This is a genomic window from Nostoc sp. (genome assembly GCF_036917635.1).
In the GTDB taxonomy this organism is placed as follows: domain Bacteria; phylum Cyanobacteriota; class Cyanobacteriia; order Cyanobacteriales; family Nostocaceae; genus Nostoc.
Window position 1 is genome coordinate 62,549 of record NZ_JBALCW010000035.1, and the last position, 19,903, is coordinate 82,451.

At 42.2% G+C, this 19,903-nt stretch carries 11 protein-coding genes and 3 pseudogenes; 8 read left to right on the plus strand and 6 right to left on the minus strand.

Annotated elements, in window-relative coordinates; translation table 11 throughout:
• Positions 1-162: 162 nt before the first annotated feature.
• Positions 163-360, plus strand: coding sequence for a hypothetical protein (locus V7K32_RS09810; protein WP_334992580.1), 198 nt, complete (start codon positions 163-165; stop codon positions 358-360).
• 632 nt (positions 361-992) lie between these two features.
• Positions 993-6,563: a translocation/assembly module TamB domain-containing protein gene (locus V7K32_RS09815; RefSeq protein ID WP_334992582.1), complete on the plus strand. Its 5,571-nt coding sequence runs from the start codon at positions 993-995 to the stop codon at positions 6,561-6,563.
• Between the two features lie 1,054 nt (positions 6,564-7,617).
• On the opposite strand, the gene V7K32_RS09820 is transcribed toward V7K32_RS09815, so the two are convergent.
• Together V7K32_RS09820 and V7K32_RS28710 are read right to left on the minus strand one after the other, a co-directional pair.
• A complete protein-coding gene (locus V7K32_RS09820; protein ID WP_334992584.1) occupies positions 7,618-8,535 on the minus strand; it encodes a polysaccharide deacetylase family protein in 918 nt (305 codons plus the stop codon).
• Positions 8,536-8,811: 276 nt separating this feature from the next.
• Positions 8,812-8,904: pseudogene (locus V7K32_RS28710) on the minus strand (RNA-guided endonuclease InsQ/TnpB family protein); the annotation flags it as partial.
• Between the two features lie 194 nt (positions 8,905-9,098).
• On the opposite strand from V7K32_RS28710, the pseudogene V7K32_RS09825 reads away from it, so the two are divergent.
• Both V7K32_RS09825 and V7K32_RS09830 read left to right on the plus strand, forming a co-directional pair.
• Positions 9,099-9,173 (plus strand): annotated as a pseudogene (locus tag V7K32_RS09825) (IS200/IS605 family transposase); the annotation flags it as partial.
• 367 nt (positions 9,174-9,540) lie between these two features.
• A complete protein-coding gene (locus V7K32_RS09830) occupies positions 9,541-10,113 on the plus strand; it encodes a DUF3122 domain-containing protein (RefSeq protein ID WP_334992586.1) in 573 nt (190 codons plus the stop codon).
• A 146-nt stretch (positions 10,114-10,259) separates the two neighbouring features.
• Here the strand turns inward: V7K32_RS09830 and V7K32_RS09835 are convergent, their stop codons facing one another.
• Positions 10,260-10,553 carry a hypothetical protein gene (locus tag V7K32_RS09835; RefSeq protein WP_334992588.1) on the minus strand — a complete coding sequence of 98 codons (294 nt, stop codon included), beginning with the start codon at positions 10,551-10,553 and terminating at the stop codon, positions 10,260-10,262.
• Positions 10,554-10,680: 127 nt separating this feature from the next.
• Positions 10,681-11,520, minus strand: coding sequence for a prephenate/arogenate dehydrogenase (locus V7K32_RS09840; protein ID WP_334992602.1), 840 nt, complete (start codon positions 11,518-11,520; stop codon positions 10,681-10,683).
• A gap of 67 nt (positions 11,521-11,587) precedes the next feature.
• On the opposite strand from V7K32_RS09840, the gene V7K32_RS09845 reads away from it, so the two are divergent.
• From V7K32_RS09845 to V7K32_RS09855, 3 genes are all read left to right on the plus strand, one after another.
• Positions 11,588-13,162, plus strand: a complete 1,575-nt coding sequence (locus tag V7K32_RS09845) for a pentapeptide repeat-containing protein (protein ID WP_334992604.1) — start codon at positions 11,588-11,590, stop codon at positions 13,160-13,162.
• Positions 13,163-13,215: 53 nt separating this feature from the next.
• Positions 13,216-13,809: a DUF1517 domain-containing protein gene (locus tag V7K32_RS09850; RefSeq protein ID WP_334992590.1), complete on the plus strand. Its 594-nt coding sequence runs from the start codon at positions 13,216-13,218 to the stop codon at positions 13,807-13,809.
• Positions 13,810-13,879: 70 nt separating this feature from the next.
• Entirely contained in the window at positions 13,880-14,764 is an 885-nt protein-coding gene (locus V7K32_RS09855) for a hypothetical protein (protein ID WP_334992592.1), read from the plus strand.
• Between the two features lie 530 nt (positions 14,765-15,294).
• On the opposite strand, the gene V7K32_RS09860 is transcribed toward V7K32_RS09855, so the two are convergent.
• The gene (locus V7K32_RS09860) at positions 15,295-15,573 is read right to left on the minus strand and encodes a hypothetical protein (RefSeq protein WP_334992594.1); all 279 of its coding nucleotides are present in this window, start codon (positions 15,571-15,573) and stop codon (positions 15,295-15,297) included.
• A gap of 528 nt (positions 15,574-16,101) precedes the next feature.
• Here V7K32_RS09860 and V7K32_RS09865 point away from each other — a divergent pair.
• Positions 16,102-17,232, plus strand: a complete 1,131-nt coding sequence (locus V7K32_RS09865; RefSeq protein ID WP_334992596.1) for a DUF3466 family protein — start codon at positions 16,102-16,104, stop codon at positions 17,230-17,232.
• A 287-nt stretch (positions 17,233-17,519) separates the two neighbouring features.
• Here the strand turns inward: V7K32_RS09865 and V7K32_RS09870 are convergent.
• A pseudogene (locus V7K32_RS09870) lies at positions 17,520-19,820 on the minus strand (beta strand repeat-containing protein); the annotation flags it as partial.
• Between the last annotated feature and the right edge of the window lie 83 nt (positions 19,821-19,903).

Genomic DNA, 19,903 nt, shown 5'->3' on the forward strand with positions numbered 1-19,903 from the left:
TCTATATTCTTTTTCGGAGATGTCTAATGGTCTATGTCATTAATTTTGATGGGTTTGTAGTAAGCATTTCTTACCCACCACCGTGTGAAATTAAGTCTCCAGATAGTGTGAAGCTGACTACAAAAGAACTTAAGCTTGGCGTATAAGTTCGGGCAAATTGTGATGAATAAGGAAACAGTTCCTAGTCAAGCTGAAAAGTCTAGTCCAGAAGGCGATCTGGCACAACTAGATCCAGAGGTACTGGACAAAATCAAACACCCTGCAAGAATAGACGATGTTATTCGGGAGCAATCACCAGAAGAACGTAAAAGCAACCCAGCTTTAGTACCAGAAATGATCGATGATCCAACTGATGATTGATTGGGTTTGCGAAAAAGTAATCTAAATCCTCTGATTCCCGGCTTCTCTAAGAAGTCGGGAATCTTGTTATTAGTCTGTTGTTACCCAAGATTATGCAATTCCTGATATATTTCTGGCGTGTTAATGTCTAATAGCACAGCCGGAGGATCAAATTTCACTTGATGAATTACTGAATAAAATTCTTTGACAGTAATTTTTATGTAGTAATTTAATATTCAATTATTTGCTACCTAAACTTTGATGTATAGTATTAAGCAAATAAAATCTATCTAAAGATATCAATTATTTATACAAAAAGATAGTTGATGGCAAGATAAATATTATGGGAAAAGACATATAATCGTCTAGTTTGGCTAACAAAAAGGAGACAAGATTTCTCAGGCAGCTATTTGGATTATTGTAGACCTTCAAAAGGTGAAGCAGAGAATTAACCTAATTACTGCTCAGATTGACGAAGTGTTAATTAAGTACCATACTCTAGATAAAATCTCCAAATTGAAAGGCGAGAACAACTAATTTTGGGTAAAAATTGTTACTCGAAATATATTATAAAGCCACAGCTTGCAACTGGCTGATACAACTGCTACTAGCCCGTCTCTTGGCTTATTCCAGATAAAAGTACTGTAACGATAATGACGCACTCTCCAAAATCAGAAAATAAACACAAACCATTTAATCGTCGTTTATGGCTCCTCCTCTTAGGACGTACCAGTTTGGCTTTTGGTGTCGTTTTGCTGGTTGGAATTGCCGTCGGTGCTTGGTGGGCTAGAAGCTATATATATAAAGATTTAGCGCCATTAGTACAACAAAATCTCGAACAATTGCTTGGGCGTCCAGTAAAAGTAGGGAAAGTTGAAGGTTTTTCGCTAAGTAGTCTAAGATTTAGCTCTCTATCAATACCAGCAACTTCCACCGATCGAGATCAGGTAGTAGCAAAAGCCTTAGATGTGCAGTTCTCGCCTTTGCAACTCCTCCTCGCCCGAAAATTAGAATTAAATGTCACGTTAGTTCAACCCAATGTTTACATCCAACAGGATCAAGATGGTCGTTGGGTTAGAGCCCAAGTCAAGGCTGCGGAAGGAAAAGGTGCTATTCAAACTGAGTTAGAGACACTTCAAATTCAAGATGGGAATGTAGAGTTATCGCCAGCTTCTGGGCCAACTAGACCGAAAGGGTCAGTAATATTAAATCAATTTGGTGGTATTGCCCGATTTTTTGCTCAAAATCAACGAATTGATTATGACATCAATGGTCAACTCGCTAGGGGAGGCGCAGTTAAAATCTCTGGTGAGACACAAACTGCATCTCAACAAACTAACCTCAAACTGCAAACACAAAATTTACAAGCATCTGATATAAGTCGATTAATTCAGTTACCAATTGCGTTACAAGCAGGGCGAATAGATGCTGACTTAGGAGTTGAGATTCCACCAAAACTCTCAGAAATAACTGTTACAGGAACAGCTACAGCTAATCAAATCACTGCTAAAATTCCCAAGATTCCTCAGCAAGTTTCTAATTTTAATGGCAGATTTCTATTTCAAGGTCAGACAGTTTCTTTAGAAAATCTGAATACGAACTTTGGCAAAGTTCCTCTTGTGGCTAATGGAACAATTAATACCCAAACAGGTTTTAATCTCTCTGCTCAAATAAAACCTGTTAGTGCGAAAAATATCTTAGACACGCTGAATGTAAATTCGTCAGTCCCAGCTAGTGGCGAAGTTCAAGCAAATATTAAAGTAGGCGGCGCACTACAGCAACCAGTCGTTACCGGTACAGTAAGCAATACAAAACCTATTCAAGTTGACCGCGTTCTCTTCACAGCCGTCAATACTGACTTCCGCTTGAATGTATCTCAAACTGCATCTCAAATTGCTGTCTCCAATCTGAAAATAGTCCCCGCAGCAGGTGGTGAAATCACAGGAGGCGGTCAAGCTAATATCGGAGCCAAAGATAACGTAATATTTAATGCTCAAGTTGATGGTGTATCCGGGGATATACTAGCGCAAAGCTACGGCGTTGCTCTACCGATCGCAGTTGGCAATATTTCCGCAAATGCAAAAATTTCTGGTTCACTTGGCAAACAACCATTAAAACTTGATGTTTCCAGTGTTCAAGTAACGCCGCCAACTGGAGGAAAAATTACAGCCAGTGGTCAAGTTCAACTAGCACCTCAAGGTGAAGTAGCTTTAGGTATTCAAGCTCAAGGTTTACCGGGAAATGCGATCGCTCAAGGTTACGGTATCTCAACTCCGATTAATATTGGTGGTATATCTGCAAACGCCAAAGTTTCTGGCTCTCTAGGTAGCCCCTTAAACGTAAATGTTGCTAGCGTTCAAGCAAATCCAGAGGTGGGAGGGCAAGTAACAGCTAGTGGTCAACTTCAGCTTGCACCCCAAGGTAGGGTGGCGTTGAATGTCCAAGCACAAATACCAGGAGATGCGATCGCAAAAGCATACAACTCCTCACCCTCCATCACCATTGGGAATGTATCAGCAAATGCCAATATTTCTGGTACACTGAACAATCTGCAAACCGTTGCGCGGGTGCAAGCGCCGAAAGCTACCTATCCCACTAGCGGACGAGTTGTTGTTACCAAACAAGGAGAGAATATCGTCTTTCCAGATGCGGTTTTGAACGTCGCAGGTGGAACAATTAAAGCTAGTGGTCAACTTGCACAACAACGCTGGCAAGCTTCTGTGAATGCCCAACAGCTGCAATTGAGCCGTTTTGGACAGATACCACCCCAGTTCCAGGGAGTTTTAAGCAATGCGGCGTTGAATTTGTCAGGAAGCACTGCTTCTTTCCAACCCTCAACCATTCAAGCAACAGGGCAAGCAAGGCTGAATGTAGCAGGAGGTGCGGTTAATCTCAGCAATATTAACCTTGATGCTGGTCGCTGGCAAGGAGTTGTCAACGCTTCCCAAATTCAACTCAATCGGTTCTCACCACAACTGCGAGGACGACTTAATAGCAATATTCAGTTAGCAGGTACAACAAAATCTTTTCAGCTTGCAGATATTCGCGCTGGTGGACAAATCCGCCTTTCCCAAGGGGTAGCACTGCTGGCAAAACCGCTTACGGCTCAATTTCAGTGGAATGGACAGCAGATTATCGTTACCAAGGCAAGTACCTCAGGATTGAGTGCTAATGGTGCGATCGCTATTCAAACTCCACCAAGTGGCACACCCCAAATTGCCGGATTTAATTTAAATGTACTGGCGCAGAATTTCAACTTAAAAAATACAGGCTTTCAAGTTCCTGGAGATATAGCATTAGCGGGGTTACTTGATTTTAACGGGCAAGTTACAGGTACTCCAGATGTCCCTCAAGCTAATGGTAATATCCGCCTGCGAAATTTCAATGTGAGTAACTTTGCCTTTGACCGACTTTTAACTGGAAACGTGAATTTTCAAGGCGGACAAGGCGCAAGTCTGCGATTAGCCGGGAAGCAAGATAGAATTGCACTTAACTTCGGTGCAGATTATCGTCCGACTTCATTTTTAGTCAAGCGGGGTGGCGCAGTTAGCACAGGTAGAACTGAGGGAGATAACTTGCTCATCAACGCTCAACAGTTTCCTATAGCTTTGGTTGGCGGCTTTTTACCCAACAATCAATTGAAACCTCTCGCGGGGCAACTATCGGGGAATTTAGTTGTTAATCTGAATAATTATGCCATTGCGGGAGACGTTGCGATCGTAGGGCCTCGTGTTGCCAGAGTCGCAGCAGATGAATTTCGCGGCAGCATCAATTATGCTGATGGTAATGCTAGCTTGACTAATGGTCAATTGCGGATTGCAGATAGCAACATCGCCCTCAGTGGAAATGTAAAAACAGGGAATGACCCGCAATTTCAATTTCAAGCTAATTTTGACCAAGCCAAAGTTGAGAGACTATTACAAGCGTTTAATATTTTTGATTTTAAAGACCTTAATACTGGGTTACAGCCTCCAAAGTTGGCTGGAGCAGAGGTACTTGATACCAAACCTGTCAGTTTGCCCAATGCAGATTTGAAAACACAGCTAGCATATTTCTCTAATATTGAAACATCGATAACAAAACAACAGCAACAAGAAACCAAAAAAGCCGCATCTTTACCCACCCTTGCAGAATTAACGGGTGTTTTGAGTGGAGCAATTACAGCTAATGGCTCCTTAAAATCTGGGTTAAATGCTGGCTTTAATTTCCAAGGTGCTAATTGGAAATGGGGTGAATACTCCATTAATCAAGTCGTAGCTCAAGGCAATTTTGCTGATGGTGTTGTCACACTTTCGCCGTTGAGTGTTGGGATAAATCAAGGACTCGTGGCTTTTACCGGACAGTTAGGAACTGAACAACTATCTGGAAAGTTGAACGTAGCAAGTCTACCTCTATCGCTTTTACAACCTTTTATAGAAAAATACCCCATAGATATCACTGGTAATGTAAATGCTGATGCCACCTTGGGAGGTAGTTTACAAGATCCCAAAGCGCAAGGAAAAGTGGCACTGGCTAATGCGACTCTCAACAAGCAACCTGTGCAAACAGGACAGGTGAACTTTGACTACAACAATGCTCGGTTGAATTTTGACAGTACTTTGTTAGTAACAGGAACCCAACCAGTTGCAATTACAGGTAGCGTACCTACTCCTTTGCCTTTTCTCAAAGTGCAACCAGATAGCAATCAAATTAGCATCAACGCCAGCGTGAACAATGAAGGATTGGCACTGTTAAACGTGTTTACCAACAATCAAGTCGCTTGGGTAGACGGTCAAGGACAAGTAGATTTAAACGTTAAGGGTACTTTAAACGAACCAATTATTAACGGAAATGCCACACTCAATAATGCAACTTTTCGCGCTCAAGCCTTATCTGAACCCCTAACGAATGTCACAGGGACAGCGCAATTTAATGGCAATACTGTGAATGTCCAAGGTATCCAAGGCAATTACAATAAAGGGCAAATAACTGCATCAGGTATCCTGCCAATTTTTGCTCCTCAGCAAGCCCCAGCAAATCCCCTAACAGTATCAATAGCAGACAAACTCAATTTTAAGCTTCCAGGACTGTATCAAGGCGGTGTCGGCGGCGATGTTGTAATTCGCGGAACAGCACTAAAACCTGTAATTGGTGGAGATATTCACCTCAATGATGGTCAGGTAATCATTGGAAATAGTACTGCTAAGAAAAAATCACCAGCTACAACTCAAGCTAACACTAACACCATAAATACAGAAGAGGTTAAAGTTAATCTCACACCTACACCAGAGACTAATGCTAGCCCAGTGACTACAGCAGATGCTAACGCTAGTGCAGTAACTCCAGCCAATTTACCTATACAGTTTGCAGATTTAAAGTTAAATTTAGACAAAAATATTCGTGTTACCACTCAGTCACCACTCGACTTTATACCAGGAGGAGCCGCATTGAGTCAGCCGATATTGAGGTTTGACGCCAAAGGTGACTTGACGATTAATGGTACATTAGCCAAGCCGCTTCCCGAAGGAGTGATTCGTTTGACAGGAGGACGACTCAGCATATTTTCGACTGAGTTTACCTTGGCGCGAGGCTACGAACAAACTGCGCGGTTTACTCCTAGTCTTGGACTTGACCCTACTTTGGATGTCCGACTTACCGCCATTGTACCGGAAGCATCAGCAAGGAACAGTCAAATTTTGGAATCACCATTGTCTGCTGAAGTCAGTGATGTTTCTGCTAGCAACTTCGGAACTTTACGTACCGTTACCGTTGAAGCTAGGGCTAACGGCCCAGCTAGTAAATTGGGCGACAATCTAGAACTGACGAGTGAACCTAGCCGTAGTAAAGGAGAAATAGTTGGTTTACTGGGTGGCTCGATTTTGAATTCTTTTGGTCAATCAGATGCAGGACAAGGGCTGACTAATTTCGCTAGCTCTACTATTTTAGGTGGTTTGCAGGGAACTATTACTGCGATCGGGCAGGCTGTTGGTTTCAGCGAATTTCGGATATTTCCCACCCCTACCACTAGTAATGAAACAACGACAGCTTCAGTTCTAAATTTATCAGCAGAAGGTGTATTTGACATCAATAGAAATTTCTCTGCCTCTTTATCACGGCCTTTATCTACAGAACAGTCTTTCCGTTATAACGTCCTTTATCGACTCAATGATGAAATTTTGATGCGAGGCTCAACTAATTTAGGGGATGAAAATCAATTCCAAGTTGAGTATGAAAATAGATTTTAGAAGCCGATGCATTGCGGCTAGCTAAAATACCAGAGAAGACTGCTTATCGTCTTGTCCTTCCAAATAAAAAAATACTCAACTTACTTCTTGTAAGGTGGGCGACACGAGCGCCCATAGCCAAGGCGGACAAGATTGGAGAAAATCCCTTATAAAAAACCCTACAATCGTGTGTGCTTGCGATTGTAGGGCTCAAGTCTTTGAGGTGTCGCATTAGGGACTTCCAAATAAAAAAATACTCAACTATTTCTTGTGGGGTGGGCCGAAAAGCCCGCCCATATACAAGGTCTCTCGTGACGCCCACCCCACAAGATTGGGTAATTTATTTGTTGGAAGTCCCTTATTAAATCTTTTAGATTGTATGTAAGAGACATCTCCGAAAATGAATGTAGAGACGCGAAATTTCGCGTCTCTACAAGGGTTTCAGATTACGCATATTTAATTTCTGGAGATGTCTAAGGATTTGAAACAGATTAAACAACTGCGGGAGGATATCTCGGTAATGCTGGGGTTATAGTTTTGAGATGTTTATCCCACATTCCGCACTTCAAAATGTATTATCTATCTTTTCAATAAAAATTCCTAATAATGTTCAAATTATTAAGTATTAATATTGAATACCATTGGCGATTTATGTTGTTGATTTAACCATTTTTTTCCACCTATGGGAAATCTACGCATATTACACGATGAAGTGCGGAAAGTCGGTTTATTATTATGGAAACTAATTAAGTAAGTGGGCGCAAATAATTATCACTAGCTCGTAGTTGCGCTCACTTACTTAGTTGTTGGTATAAGTTAAGCATGTATGATGGCAAACCGCAGAGCACACACAGGAAGACAAGTTTTTTCTGCTGACCTTTGTCCAAACCGTAATTAAAGGACTTTAGTCCTAGATTTTTAAGCACGCTTTGTGCTTACTACGAACCGCAAAGGACGCAAAGAGCGCAAAGGCAAAAGGAAAGAAGAGAAATTGAAGAATTTATCTACATCCTCAAAGTTGAATTGACAGACTACTACTGCCACCAAAATTAGAGGCGTAACTACCCATAGCCTATTACGGATGATTTGGATGTTCATGAATTGTAGTAACAGATGATACTGGTGTTACCGCACTTTCTTCTTTGGCTTGCATTTCCAGCAATTGAGGAATCGTCACAAATCGATAGCCTTGGGCCTTCAAACCTGCGATCATCTCTGGTAAAGCTTTGACAGATTTGGAACGATTACCGCCCCCATCGTGCAACAATACAATTGCACCTGGTTTTGCCTCTTTCAGCACATTTTTGACCAGCATTGGCACTTGAGGTGAATGACGTTCAGCGTCTCCCGACTCTTCTGACCACATCATCACAGCGTACTTCTCTTTTTTGGCGTATTGAGCTAGTCCATTATTTAGAAAGCCGCCGGGGGGACGAAATAGAGTCGTTTTCTCTCCTGTCGTCTTGTAGATAATGTCTGCTGTGCGATCAATTTCACTAGATGCAGTGGCTCCATCCATTTGAAAATACCAATGATGCCATGTATGATTGCCAATTACATGACCATCAGCAGCCACTAGCTTGGCAACTTGAGGAAAATATTTCACCATTTCCCCAACCATGAAGAATGTCGCCTTGATATTATTTTTCTTCAAAATTTCTAAAATCTGCGCCGTATTTTTGGGGCTAGGTCCATCATCAAAAGTCAGGGCGATGACTTTCTCATTTGCTTTTAGTTTCCCTTGATAAACGATTGTTCCCTCAAAAGCCTTTGGCACTTTATTCATCTGAACTGTGGCTGGGGTGATAGACTGAGCAGATGCACCCATTGCCCTATCTAAACTCGTTTTAGCAGTCTGGCCTTTTGGCTTTTGAATTCCCAACAGTTGGTCTCTAGTTGTGCCTACAAGCAGACTGATACCTACACTACTTACACCAACAGCCAATATAATAGTTACTACCTTTAGAAACAGCGACAATTTCTGATTAGACACATTAAATCTCCTTAAATATTAGTCATTGGTCATTAGTCATTAGTCAAGAGTTACTCTCCCCATGCCTCCCTTGTTCCCCACGTTAGTGAGCGCAGTCCAAGTAACCGGGGGAACAGGGGGAGGGAAAGTCGTAGTCAAGTTCAGAAATTGGATAATTTATTTTTTGGAGTTCCCTAAAATAATACCCAGTGGATTTAACTGACCAATGAAGGCAGCAATAATGGCAGTATAACCTTGACGTACTCCCCGGTTTGTCTATTCGGGGAATTCTTAAGCTCAAACAGCAATTGCAGGCACTGCCCGACTTACATCACCTAACTCAACAGTCGATGCCCCAACTGCTTGAATATTCTTAGCCGCATTTGTCTCTGGACGCACTCTTATATCCCACATTCCGCACTTCAAAATGTATTATCTATCTTTTCAATAAAAATTCCTAATAATGTTCAAATTATTAAGTATTAATATTGAATACCATTGGCGATTTATGTTGTTGATTTAACCATTTTTTTCCACCTATGGGAAATCTACGCATATTACACGATGAAGTGCGGAAAGTCGGTTATATGTTTGACACGACTGGGAAAATTAGTACTCAAAGAGTTTTGGAGTACATCAATGATCCTCATCATGGCTGAATGAATTCAGCCGTTCGCTTATATCCCCCCTTTATAAAAGGGGGGCTTTACGCATCACACTCGTAACCAAGAGAAATGCTAGTCTGTAGTTGACCAATAAAGCCCAAAATGCACAGACCATCTAAACTTGCTAATCTATCACTAATTAACATTAGCCAAATTGTGCGACGCCAAATAGCCTATCGTAGACATCGCTTTTTATCCCAGCATATATCGCAGCACTAGAACTCACTACCCGCACGCTGAAACCAAAAAACGTTTGTCGTCTGGTCTGATATCAAATCCGGTAGCATCTGAATGATTAAAAAACCGCTGCGGGCGCAGAGGGAGAGGAAAGAGCAATAATTCCTATACAAACGGATTTGATATGACAGGTTGGCAAAGCCTCCCCGGCTTGACTCATGAATTTGGCTGTAAAATGTATCACATGAAGCGAAAATTCCAACAATATTTTTGGTGTTGCGCCCTAGTTGTGTTTTTAGCATTAACTGGATGTGGATCGAGTATGCAGTCAGCACAAGCATTGCTGCGTCAACACCATGATTCTCCTGGTGTCTTACGCTACCACTCACAAGTATCTATCAAAGATGAAAAAGGATATGCTTGGCAAGTGCTACTATTCAAAGAGAATTACAACAGTCCGGTAAAAGACTTACGATTGCGCTTGGTTGCTTTTTTGGGTGTCGTTGAAATTGCTCACCCCCAAGCATTATTGATTGAGACAGCAGCAGGAAGATTGCTGAATGCATCGGATGCATACGCACTAACTGCGCTCGTCCCTAATGTGGGCGAATATAACTTAACTGATATTTTGCCTAAACTGCCAACAACTGATGCACTCAAACTTTATGTGCCACTCTCTACTGGACGGCAATTGCTTCTCAACATACCTAACACTGTAGTCACTGAGTGGCAATGGCTAGTTACAGAAATTGATTGACTTTATCCACCAATAGTAAAGTTTAATCTAAAAGCATTCAACATAAAAATAACCTAATGGTGATGTGGGGTATAATGACTGCCTTCAAGCTAGAATCAGTCTTCATACGCTGATAGCCTCCCACATCACATGCAGCACTTGTAATATTATTCTTGAGACTCCTCAGAAGTAGGTTCCGATTCGGTTTCAAGTTCTTCTGTTTGGACTTTGACTGGAGGTTTAACGGGTTTGGGACCGCGTGCTAGGGCAGGATTTCCCTGCTGCCTGTTTTCTTCCCCATAGTAGGATGCTTTTTTCTCCTTCTCAGACGAGCGATTACGGCTCGGTTTTGAGCTTTTGGGGTTGGATTCAATAGGAGGTATAGAATCCGTATTTTCGGAATTGTTGTCAGTGCTTCCTTGGGACTGACGTTCCGATTTCTTGATTGGGCGTTCTACCATTGTTTATTTTTGTAAATTTACCTGTATAGTACATCGGTTTGGTGAGTATACGTGCTTTTTTAGGCAAAACCTAGGCAGTATTGGGTGCGTTGTAAATAAGTTGTAAATAATGTAACGCACCCTAAAACTAATCAACAAAATCAGATCGTGCCTTTCCTGTTGATTTCAACTTTTGTTCTAAAACTGCCCAATTTTCTTGCTCAATTAAGTTAGTCAGCTCATCGAGATTGTGACGATACTGTTGCAGCGATCGCAGCAATGCTTGACGATTATACCGTGCCATCATCACACCCAACTCTGGATTCCCACCACCGACGCGGCTGGTATCCCGAAAACCTGAACTAGCTAACTTTTGGGCTAATTCTAAAACATCGGGGTCAGTTTCACTCAAACAAGCAGCAATCAAGGAGGAACTAACCATTACAGGTAAATGAGAAATCCAACTCACAGCGCAGTCATGTTGCTCTGGTTGACAATAGTAGATTTTAGCCCCAAGCGATCGCACAATTTCCTCCACAACCGTAATTGCACTAGTTGGCGTAGTAGCTATCGGTGTTAGTACATAAGGTTTATCAACAAATAAATCTCGCTGTGCAGCTTCTATCCCACTATCTGTCCTTCCCGCCATTGGATGACCACCGATAAAATTATCCCAAAAGGGAGAAATGGCCTTGACTATCTGGGCTTTCGCCGAACCCACATCAGTTACAACGCAAGAAGCAGACAAATGAGCGATCATTTCCTTAAATTGGGGCACAATAAGCGCTAGAGGTGTACAAATAAATACAATCTCTGTGGCTGCCAATAGGCTCAGATCAACGGATGCTTGATTAACACTGCCGAGAGCAACTGCCTTTTGACAAGTGGATTCACGACGACTGACTCCTAAGATATGATGTCCAAGCGATCGCAAATCAAAACCCAAAGATCCGCCTATCAGTCCCAGTCCTAAAATCCCAATATTCATTTTTGATTTTGACATTCCGTTTTTTATGATACCAACTATTAAAGTTGGCATCCAAGGGGTAGCATCGATGACTGTAGATGAATTACTGGAACAATACGCGGCAGGAGTCTTAAACTTTAATGGTGTTGACCTCGCCGAAGCTAACCTGAGTGGGGCTAAACTCAGTGGCGTCAATCTTAGCGATGCTAATTTGAGTATAGTCAACCTGAGCGGCGCGAATCTGAGTGAAGCTAATTTGAGCAATGCCTTGCTGAATGTAGCAAGACTGAGTGGCGCAAATTTATCTAGCGCCATCTTAAATAACGCCAGTCTCAACGTCGCTAATTTAATTCGAGCGGATTTGTCCCGCGCTCAACTAAAAAAAACCTCATTGATCCGCGCCGAATTAATTCGTGCTGATCTCAGTCGCGCCGATCTGTCGGAGGCTGATCTCACCAGTGCGGATTTGCGGGAGGCGACACTGCGCCAAGCGAATCTCCGTTACGCTAACTTGAGTGAGGCCGTATTGAAAGGCGCTTCCTTGACGGGAGTCAACTTAGAGATGGCTAACTTACATGCCAGCGATCTCAGTCGTTCTGACATTAGTGGCGCAAATTTGCGAGATGCTGAACTCAGACAAGCGAATCTCAGCCTTGCTAACTTGAGTGGAACAGATTTCAGCGGGGCGAACCTCCGGTGGGCAGATTTGAGCGGCGCAAATCTCCGGTGGGCAAATTTGAGCGGCGCAAAATTGAGCGGGGCTACTTTAATTGGCGCAGATTTAAGCAATGCCAATTTAACGAATACAATTTTCATCCACGCCGATTTAACTCAGGCAAAATTAATCAGGGCAGAATGGATTGGTGCTGACTTAACAGGAGCAACATTAACTGGGGCAAAACTTTATGCCACCTCCAGGTTTGGTTTAAAAACCGAAGGCATGATTTGTGAATGGGTTGATCTTAGCCCCGCAGGCGATCGCTCCATTATCCAGAAGTTCCATTCCGAAGAATCACGAGATTTTTTTAACGAAACATCGCCAACAATCCGAATTATTGTTGATGCAGCCATAGAACACGAAGCAAATTTTGCTCTTGCTGGCGCTTATTATCAAATTGGTCAGGAATACCGGGGGCTGAAACAACCCCCAAACATGGAAAGTGGCCCCCGTCGAACTGTTTTTACATTTCATCTAGATAGCGACGAAGCATTATTTCCCACTGCTTACATTGCGATTCTTCCCTTTATAGATGCGGTATCTACCCAAAAGAATATTTCCAGGATAGTGGAAATGATTAACAATGAAGTTATTGCCAACCAAAATTTAAAATTGCTAAAATCACCCGAAATCGTGAAAAAATTAAATATTCTTCTAGAGCAAGCCATGAGTCAGGCTACAACAATTAAACAGATGAAAAAAAATATCGAAATAGCTGCAAAGCTAAATTTTTGTAAAGCACCAACCCAAATAATTTTAACGAATTCCAGCGCCCACACTTTGATTGCCCATCACAGTCCCCAGTTTGGAAAAAGATTTATTAATCGCTCTACTCTCAATACTTCAGCTGATGATGATATATCCAGTGAAGCAACAAAATATATATTGCCTTCATTAAATATAGTTATAGATTTTGTCAAAGGATTTCACTATATTGGTCATTAGTCATTGGTCATTGGTCATTATAATAATGTAAAAAATCAAATTTGGAGGTAAGAATGCGCGATACGTTTAATAAAATGATCGGTCGAACTCGCTATGTAGTCTTTCGGCTATTTCTGCACTTGGGGGGAGGCGAGGTAGCACCAATTTTGGGAGTATTAAATAGTGCTGGACGAGATGCGATCGATGCCGATGGTGATTTAGAAGTTTTGGGAGAAGGATTGGTAGAAATTAGCCAAACCCTACTGCAATACGATGAATATTGGCTTTCTGCTGCCAACGAAGGTGACGTATTTTTTGATGAAGGCGAGGCAGGAGATTACGTGAATGAATTATTTACTGACTCTGCCCAAAGATATCTCAGTGAACCAAGTTACAGTTCTGACTCTAAATCGAATGAACCTTTATCTATACCTGTAACCCACAACGTCATTGTGATGATTACAGTAGCTTATGAAGGAGAAATACCACAGTTAGAAACTGATCTTTCTAACGTTCAAGCACTTAAGGAGGGCTTGAAAGCATTGATAAATTTGCATTATAAACATAGATTCAAAGCAATCCAAGTGCATTTCTCGCCAGCACAGTTAGGCGATGAACTCACTAGCGACCAACTGTTGCAATATTACCCAGAATTGATTCCTTTATAATGTGTTGGGTAGTCCGTACTTACTACTCACATCGATAAATTGTTAAGCTCAGAGATAGGACAATAATCCAATGATCATGACCATAGTACGTAAATTTACAGCCGTTTTTTTAGCTCTGAGTTTGTGTATGACAACTGTTGCTTGTGGTGGTGGAAATCAAGCTAATCCTCCAGCTAAAAACATTAGTCAAAGTTCTAGTAACACGAAGATAAGTGACGGCGAGTATCAAATACAACAAGCTACTTATGACGATTCGACTGGTGAGTATAGCCTGTTTTTACTTAATAATAATCCCCCAACCTTTGCAACCGAAAATTTGCAAATGGCACGGTTAACTGATGATGAAATCAAGCAGGGTAAAAAAACCTATCTGAAGGTAGAAAAAGGCCAACCGATTTTATATCTGACGGAAGACTTTAAAATTGAATACGTCCACAACGTTACTGAGAATAAAACCAATCCTCAAACAGGACAACAAGAGACGGTTGTAGTCCGTCGAGAAAATAACTTCTGGGCACCATTTGCTGGGTCTGTGGCTGGTAGCTTGGCTGGTCAGGCAATTGGTAGTATGTTGTTTAGACCCCAGTATTATGTACCCCCTGTCTATCAATCAGGCCGAGGATTAAGTGGCTTTGGTGGATATGGCGGGAGCTATGGTCAAGCAGTCCAAAGCTACCAAAGTCGCTATAATGTGCCACCCGCAGCCGTGACAAATCGCACTGCATTCCGCAGTACAGGAACAATTAGAAGGTCATATCCGGGAAATTCAACTATACGTAATACACCACGTAGCACTATAGGTAATAACCGTCCTTCTGGTTCTGGTTTTGGTGGTAGTACGTTGCGACCCTCTGGGAGAGTCACTTCACCCAGACGTAATTCTGGTAGCAGTTTTGGTAGTGGGCGTAGTTCAGCACCCCGGCGCTCAAGTGGTTTCGGGAGCAGACGCCGTTAAATAATTCGTAATACTTCGACAAAGCTTGGCAAAGCTTGCAGGAGTCGCTCAGTACAAGTTCGTACCTCGGCAACCTTTGCCAACCATAGTAGAGCCTCCGGCAAGCTTTGCGTTAAGCCAAGCGTTGCCGCAGGCTTTACGTAAATTTTGTTTTGTGACAGGTATTTAGCGCTGCATTGCGGTCTTGGGGTCTTCGCAAGAGGAGCAACTTTCTAAGACAGACCCCGACTCAAAACGTTCTGGCTGTATTGCAGGGGAATTAAACCCTTAAACTTGGTTAAAAAATTCCAAATTCAATAAATAGACTGCCTAAGAAGTAAAGGTAGTGTGTTACATAAAGAAGTCGGAGGGTTGACTTGTAAAGCTCCGGCTTCTCTTTATATATATGCAACTTTTGATGATTAAGTAAGTGGGTCAAATTAAATATAAAACCTCACCCTGCCTCCGGCTTCCCTCTCCGAACTCACGGAGAGGGATTGAGGGTGAGGTTTTTTCTTATGTTTAATTACGTCTACCTATTTAATTGTGAATTATTCAGTCAAATAATATGAAATACTAAATACAAATATTGCTAAGAGAACAGGAACCATTTTATTAAAGTCTATTTGCTTTTTTTGAAGCATTTCTAAACAAGACATCGGAATCATCACAGGCCAGAAGATAGTTGTTACCAAAAACATCACAACCGATAAAAATTTATCTTCTGGAGTGGAAGTAGGATGACGTAGGGAAAATATTAACCAATTCCTTAGACAATAGCATGTCATGAACAGGTAAACAATAGTTAAAGTCAGTTGTATCTGATTCATTGTGACTACTCCTGAAGTTATGTGAGCTTCACTTTAACAATTTAATTTGGAGAATCACTCAATAAGTGAATTTTTACCAGTTCTCTGAATAACATTCTTGCTCCTTTGGCGGTAATGCGATTCCTAACAAGTTTCACACGACGGCCTACTGCTTTTTTTGCGTCCAACTGTTACCCCAAAAATTTACCAATATCATTTTTGAGGCACGCGAGCTTCGGCTCAATCCAAATAATCATCTGGGGATTCAGCTTAGGAGTTGATGGCGTATTTAGGGGAGCATCCCAATTTTGGCTTACTTAAATCTTTTACCTCACCCCCAGCCCCTCTCCCATCTGATGGGAGAGGGGAGAGATAATTTTAGTTCCCCCTCTCCCAAACATGGAATTCGGGGTTAGGGGATGAGGGCTATCAAGGTTTTTGCACCTGACGGGATGCTCCCGTATTTAGCGACTACCCACATACAGCAGCTTACCACCCTACTGTTGAGTGGTAATTTGGTAGGGGAATAAAAAATCATGGAAAAGTCACATGCTTTTAGTTAAGTGGAAATCTTGTTTAACAGCAATAACTTTGACCGCAATCAGTCTTACTGCCTCCAAGTCGGCATTAGCGGCATCTCTATACTCAGTTACTGACTTAGGCAGTCTGACAGGAGAAACCTACAGTTACGCTACAGATATTAATAACTCAGGTGAGGTGGCAATTAATTCTTTGAAGGGTTCTTTTTTTTACAGCAACGGTTCGCTTAAAAAAATTAGTCCCCTACCTGGCGATAATCAACTTGCAGTAAGTGGTATCAATAACTTGGGGCAAGTAGTTGGTAATTCGGTTGGTAATAACTTTAGAAATAATCCTTTCCTATACAGCAATGGCATCACCCAACCCCTCGCTATCCAAAACGCTGTTCCTTATGCTATTAACGATCGCACCCAAGTAGTAGGGGGAGCGACCGCACTTGGGCCTTTTTTATACAGTAATGGTATAGCAACCAGCATAGGAACTGCTGGTAGTGTTGCCTACGGTTTAAATAATTTGGGACAAGTAGTAGGTATTCTCAATTCAAGCAAAGCTTTTCTCTACGAAAACGGCCAAACTACTAATTTGGGAACTTTGCCGGGTGACGGGTACAGCGTAGCAAATGATATTAATGACTTAGGACAAGTAGTTGGTAGTTCTGGAATCACTGGAGTAGATGATGGTAGTGCTTTTCTTTACAGTTCCAGCACCGGACTCCAAGACCTCGGTAGGTTAAGTCCTACAGATTTGTTCAGTGTTAGTCTGGGGATCAATAATTTGGGTCAAGTAGTCGGGTTTTCTGGAAGTAAGAGTGACTTTTATGCACCAGATGGCAATGGTTTGCGGGCTTTTCTTTATAGTGATAACACTCTGTACGACTTAAATAACCTGATTGCTCCTGGTTCAGACCCTGGCTTTACCTTGACAGCAGCATCTGCGATTAATAATAATGGACAAATTGTCGGCCGTGGTGCAGTTAATGGTGAATTACACGCCTTCCTGTTGACGCCAGTCTCATCTGTCGCTGTACCTGAACCAACTTCAGGCTTTGCTATTTTGTCGTTGGGTGCTGTTGTAACTTTATTTGCAGCACTCAAACGCAAACCTGACTCTAGCAGTGCAGCCATACAACAAAGAAGCTAATGCTATAACTTCAGGTAAACCTGGCTTAGGGACTTCCAACAAATAAATTATCCAATCTTGTGGGGTGGGCCAAAAAGCCCGCCTTTGGTTAGTTTTTTTTCTTGGAGTTGTTGCAAATATTTTTTGATGGCTTCCAATAGCACTGAACGAATAAGCTACGCTCAAAGTCTTGTACAAGAATTGCGATCGCTCACCAAAATGACTTGCATTGAGGACTATCATTTGCGAGATGCTATTTTTAGCACCTCGCAAACGATATCGCTTGGATAGCAAAGCGCTAATAAAGATTAAACAACCACAAAATTGTTTTCGCTTAGTGACAATCCAGCAGATAATTGTGCAAATTGTACCTGAGTAAACCCAGACGCACTGCCATCTTGGTCAAAGAACAGTCCACCTGTAGCAGTGTTGTAGATAAATCGCTCTTGGTTAGTGGTTGCAGATGTTCCAATGGTAAACTGACTTGTCTCAAGTGTATTTAGTGAAAATCCGTCACCAAAACCAATAGCCGACACCTGAATTAGTTCATTAGTCGCGCTGAAGTCATCAAGATAATCAACACCTCCATTGAAACTATTGAAAGCAAAGGTGTCAGTACCAGATCCTCCAATTAGGCTATCATTGCCATCCTGTCCCGACAAGGTATCGTTACCATTGCTCCCCACAATCAAGTCATCGTATCGTGTACCTATGATATTTAATTGTTCGATATTCTTGTAACTAACTTGATTCGTGCCGCTCGTAATTGAGCCAATGTTACTAGTGGCATTGAAACTCGTTGTGATTCCTTTGGTAGCATCCCTGTAATCGGTGGACAACAAATCGTCACCCTTACCGCCATCTATCGTATCATTGCCACCGCTACCATAGAAGCCGCCCGTGGAAAGCGTATCATTGCCATTGCTCCCCACAATCAAGTCATCGTATCGTGTACCTGTGATATTTAATTGTTCAATATTCTTGTAACTAACCCGATTCGTGCCGTCCGTAATTGATCCAATGTTAGTAGTGGCATTGAAACTCGTTGTGATTCCTTTGGTAGCATCACTGTAATCGACGGACAACAAATCGTCACCCTTACCGCCATCTATCGTATCGTTGCCACCATAGCCCCCAAAGAGCGTATCGTTGCCATTGCTCCCCACAATCAAGTCATCGTATCGTGTACCTATGATATTTAATTGTTCGATATTTTTGTAACTAACTCCACTCGTGCCGGCCGTAATTGAGCTAATGTTAGTAGTAGCATTGAATGTTGTTGTGATTCCTCCGTTAGCAAAGGTGTAATCGCCAGACAACAAATCATCACCAATACCTCCATCTACTGTTTGAGTCACTAAAGAAGAAGGGTCAGTATATGGGTTGCTTCCATCGCCGTTATAGTTAGATCGGATGCCTACATAGAAAGAGTCATCGCCATTGCCCCCAGAGAGCAGATTATTGCCTTCTGCATTGCCAACATCCAAGCGATCATTACCACCACCACCGTTAAGAGTGTTATTGCCTGTTGTATAACTAGCATCCAATCCATCATTACCAGCGCCACCGTTAAGGGTGTTATTGCCAGAGCCATAATATCTGTCAAAAATTCCACTGTAATCGAATAACCCAGTAACGGTAAGTCCATCGTTACCAGCGCCACCAGAGAGCAGATTATTACCTGTTGAATAACCAGCATTCAATCCATCATCACCAGCATCACCAATGAGTGTGTTATTGCCTGTTGAATAATTAGCATTCAAGTTATCATTACCAGCGCCACCGTTGAGGGTGTTATTGCCTATGATTGGATTGCCAAATGAAATTGAGCCTCGGTACGCGCTGTAATCACCAGAGGCAAGTAGATTATCATTTCCATTGCCACCAGAGAGTAGGTTATTGCCTTGTGAATTGTTAACATTCAATTGATCATCCCCAGCACCACCAATGAGAGTATCATTGCCTGTACCACCTCGCAGCAAGTCGTTGCCACTTTTGCCGTCGATTTTGTCATTACCGCCCTGACCATTAATGACATCATCTGAATCATCTAAACCCGTAATGTTGTTATCGAGGTCATTAAGGAAGGTCACGGTATTCTTGATGCCCACGCTAGTATCTGTGGAGTTGGCATCAAAGACATGAAAGCTGTCGGTGATGCTAGTTTCGCCATTAAACAGGATATTGCCAACAGCTGGTTTTGCACCAGTTGCTTTCAGATTTTGCAAGTTTTCTAATTTGAAGTTTTGCAGGATGACTTTGGTACCAGGCGCATCAGGAAATGCTTCAAAGTCTTCAAAGGTGATTTCCAGATTGCTGCCATTCTGGGTTAGCAACAGATTTCGGGCAGTAAACAAGTCATCGCTCTGAAAATTTAGGGTGTCCGCTTCCGCAATGACTCCTGCTGTCGGGTTTGTTACTTTACCGACGCCAGCGAAATCAGTGATAGTATCAGTGCCGCTGATATAGTAGTTGTAAACAAATTGATCGTTACCGCCCCCACCAGTCAGGGTGTCGTCGCCCTGGTTACCTGTAATGGTATCGTTGCCTGCAAGACCGTTAATCGTGTCCGCGTCGTAACTACCCACTAGAGTATCATTACTGTACGTTCGCTGATTTTGACCTTGCGAGGAGGAATTATGTCTTACAGAGCCTAAGTTCCAGTTCATAAAGGAATTCAGGCATTTTCATG

What these genes read in the sequence shown, in the direction of transcription:
- V7K32_RS09810 (WP_334992580.1), top strand. Translation starts at nt 163, where the DNA reads ATGAATAAGGAAACAGTTCCTAGTCAAGCTGAAAAGTCTAGTCCAGAA.
- V7K32_RS09815 (WP_334992582.1), top strand. Translation starts at nt 993, where the DNA reads ATGACGCACTCTCCAAAATCAGAAAATAAACACAAACCATTTAATCGT.
- V7K32_RS09830 (WP_334992586.1), top strand. Translation starts at nt 9,541, where the DNA reads ATGACAGGTTGGCAAAGCCTCCCCGGCTTGACTCATGAATTTGGCTGT.
- V7K32_RS09835 (WP_334992588.1), bottom strand. Translation starts at nt 10,553, where the DNA reads ATGGTAGAACGCCCAATCAAGAAATCGGAACGTCAGTCCCAAGGAAGC.
- V7K32_RS09840 (WP_334992602.1), bottom strand. Translation starts at nt 11,520, where the DNA reads ATGAATATTGGGATTTTAGGACTGGGACTGATAGGCGGATCTTTGGGT.
- V7K32_RS09845 (WP_334992604.1), top strand. Translation starts at nt 11,588, where the DNA reads ATGACTGTAGATGAATTACTGGAACAATACGCGGCAGGAGTCTTAAAC.
- V7K32_RS09850 (WP_334992590.1), top strand. Translation starts at nt 13,216, where the DNA reads ATGCGCGATACGTTTAATAAAATGATCGGTCGAACTCGCTATGTAGTC.
- V7K32_RS09855 (WP_334992592.1), top strand. Translation starts at nt 13,880, where the DNA reads ATGATCATGACCATAGTACGTAAATTTACAGCCGTTTTTTTAGCTCTG.
- V7K32_RS09860 (WP_334992594.1), bottom strand. Translation starts at nt 15,573, where the DNA reads ATGAATCAGATACAACTGACTTTAACTATTGTTTACCTGTTCATGACA.
- V7K32_RS09865 (WP_334992596.1), top strand. Translation starts at nt 16,102, where the DNA reads ATGCTTTTAGTTAAGTGGAAATCTTGTTTAACAGCAATAACTTTGACC.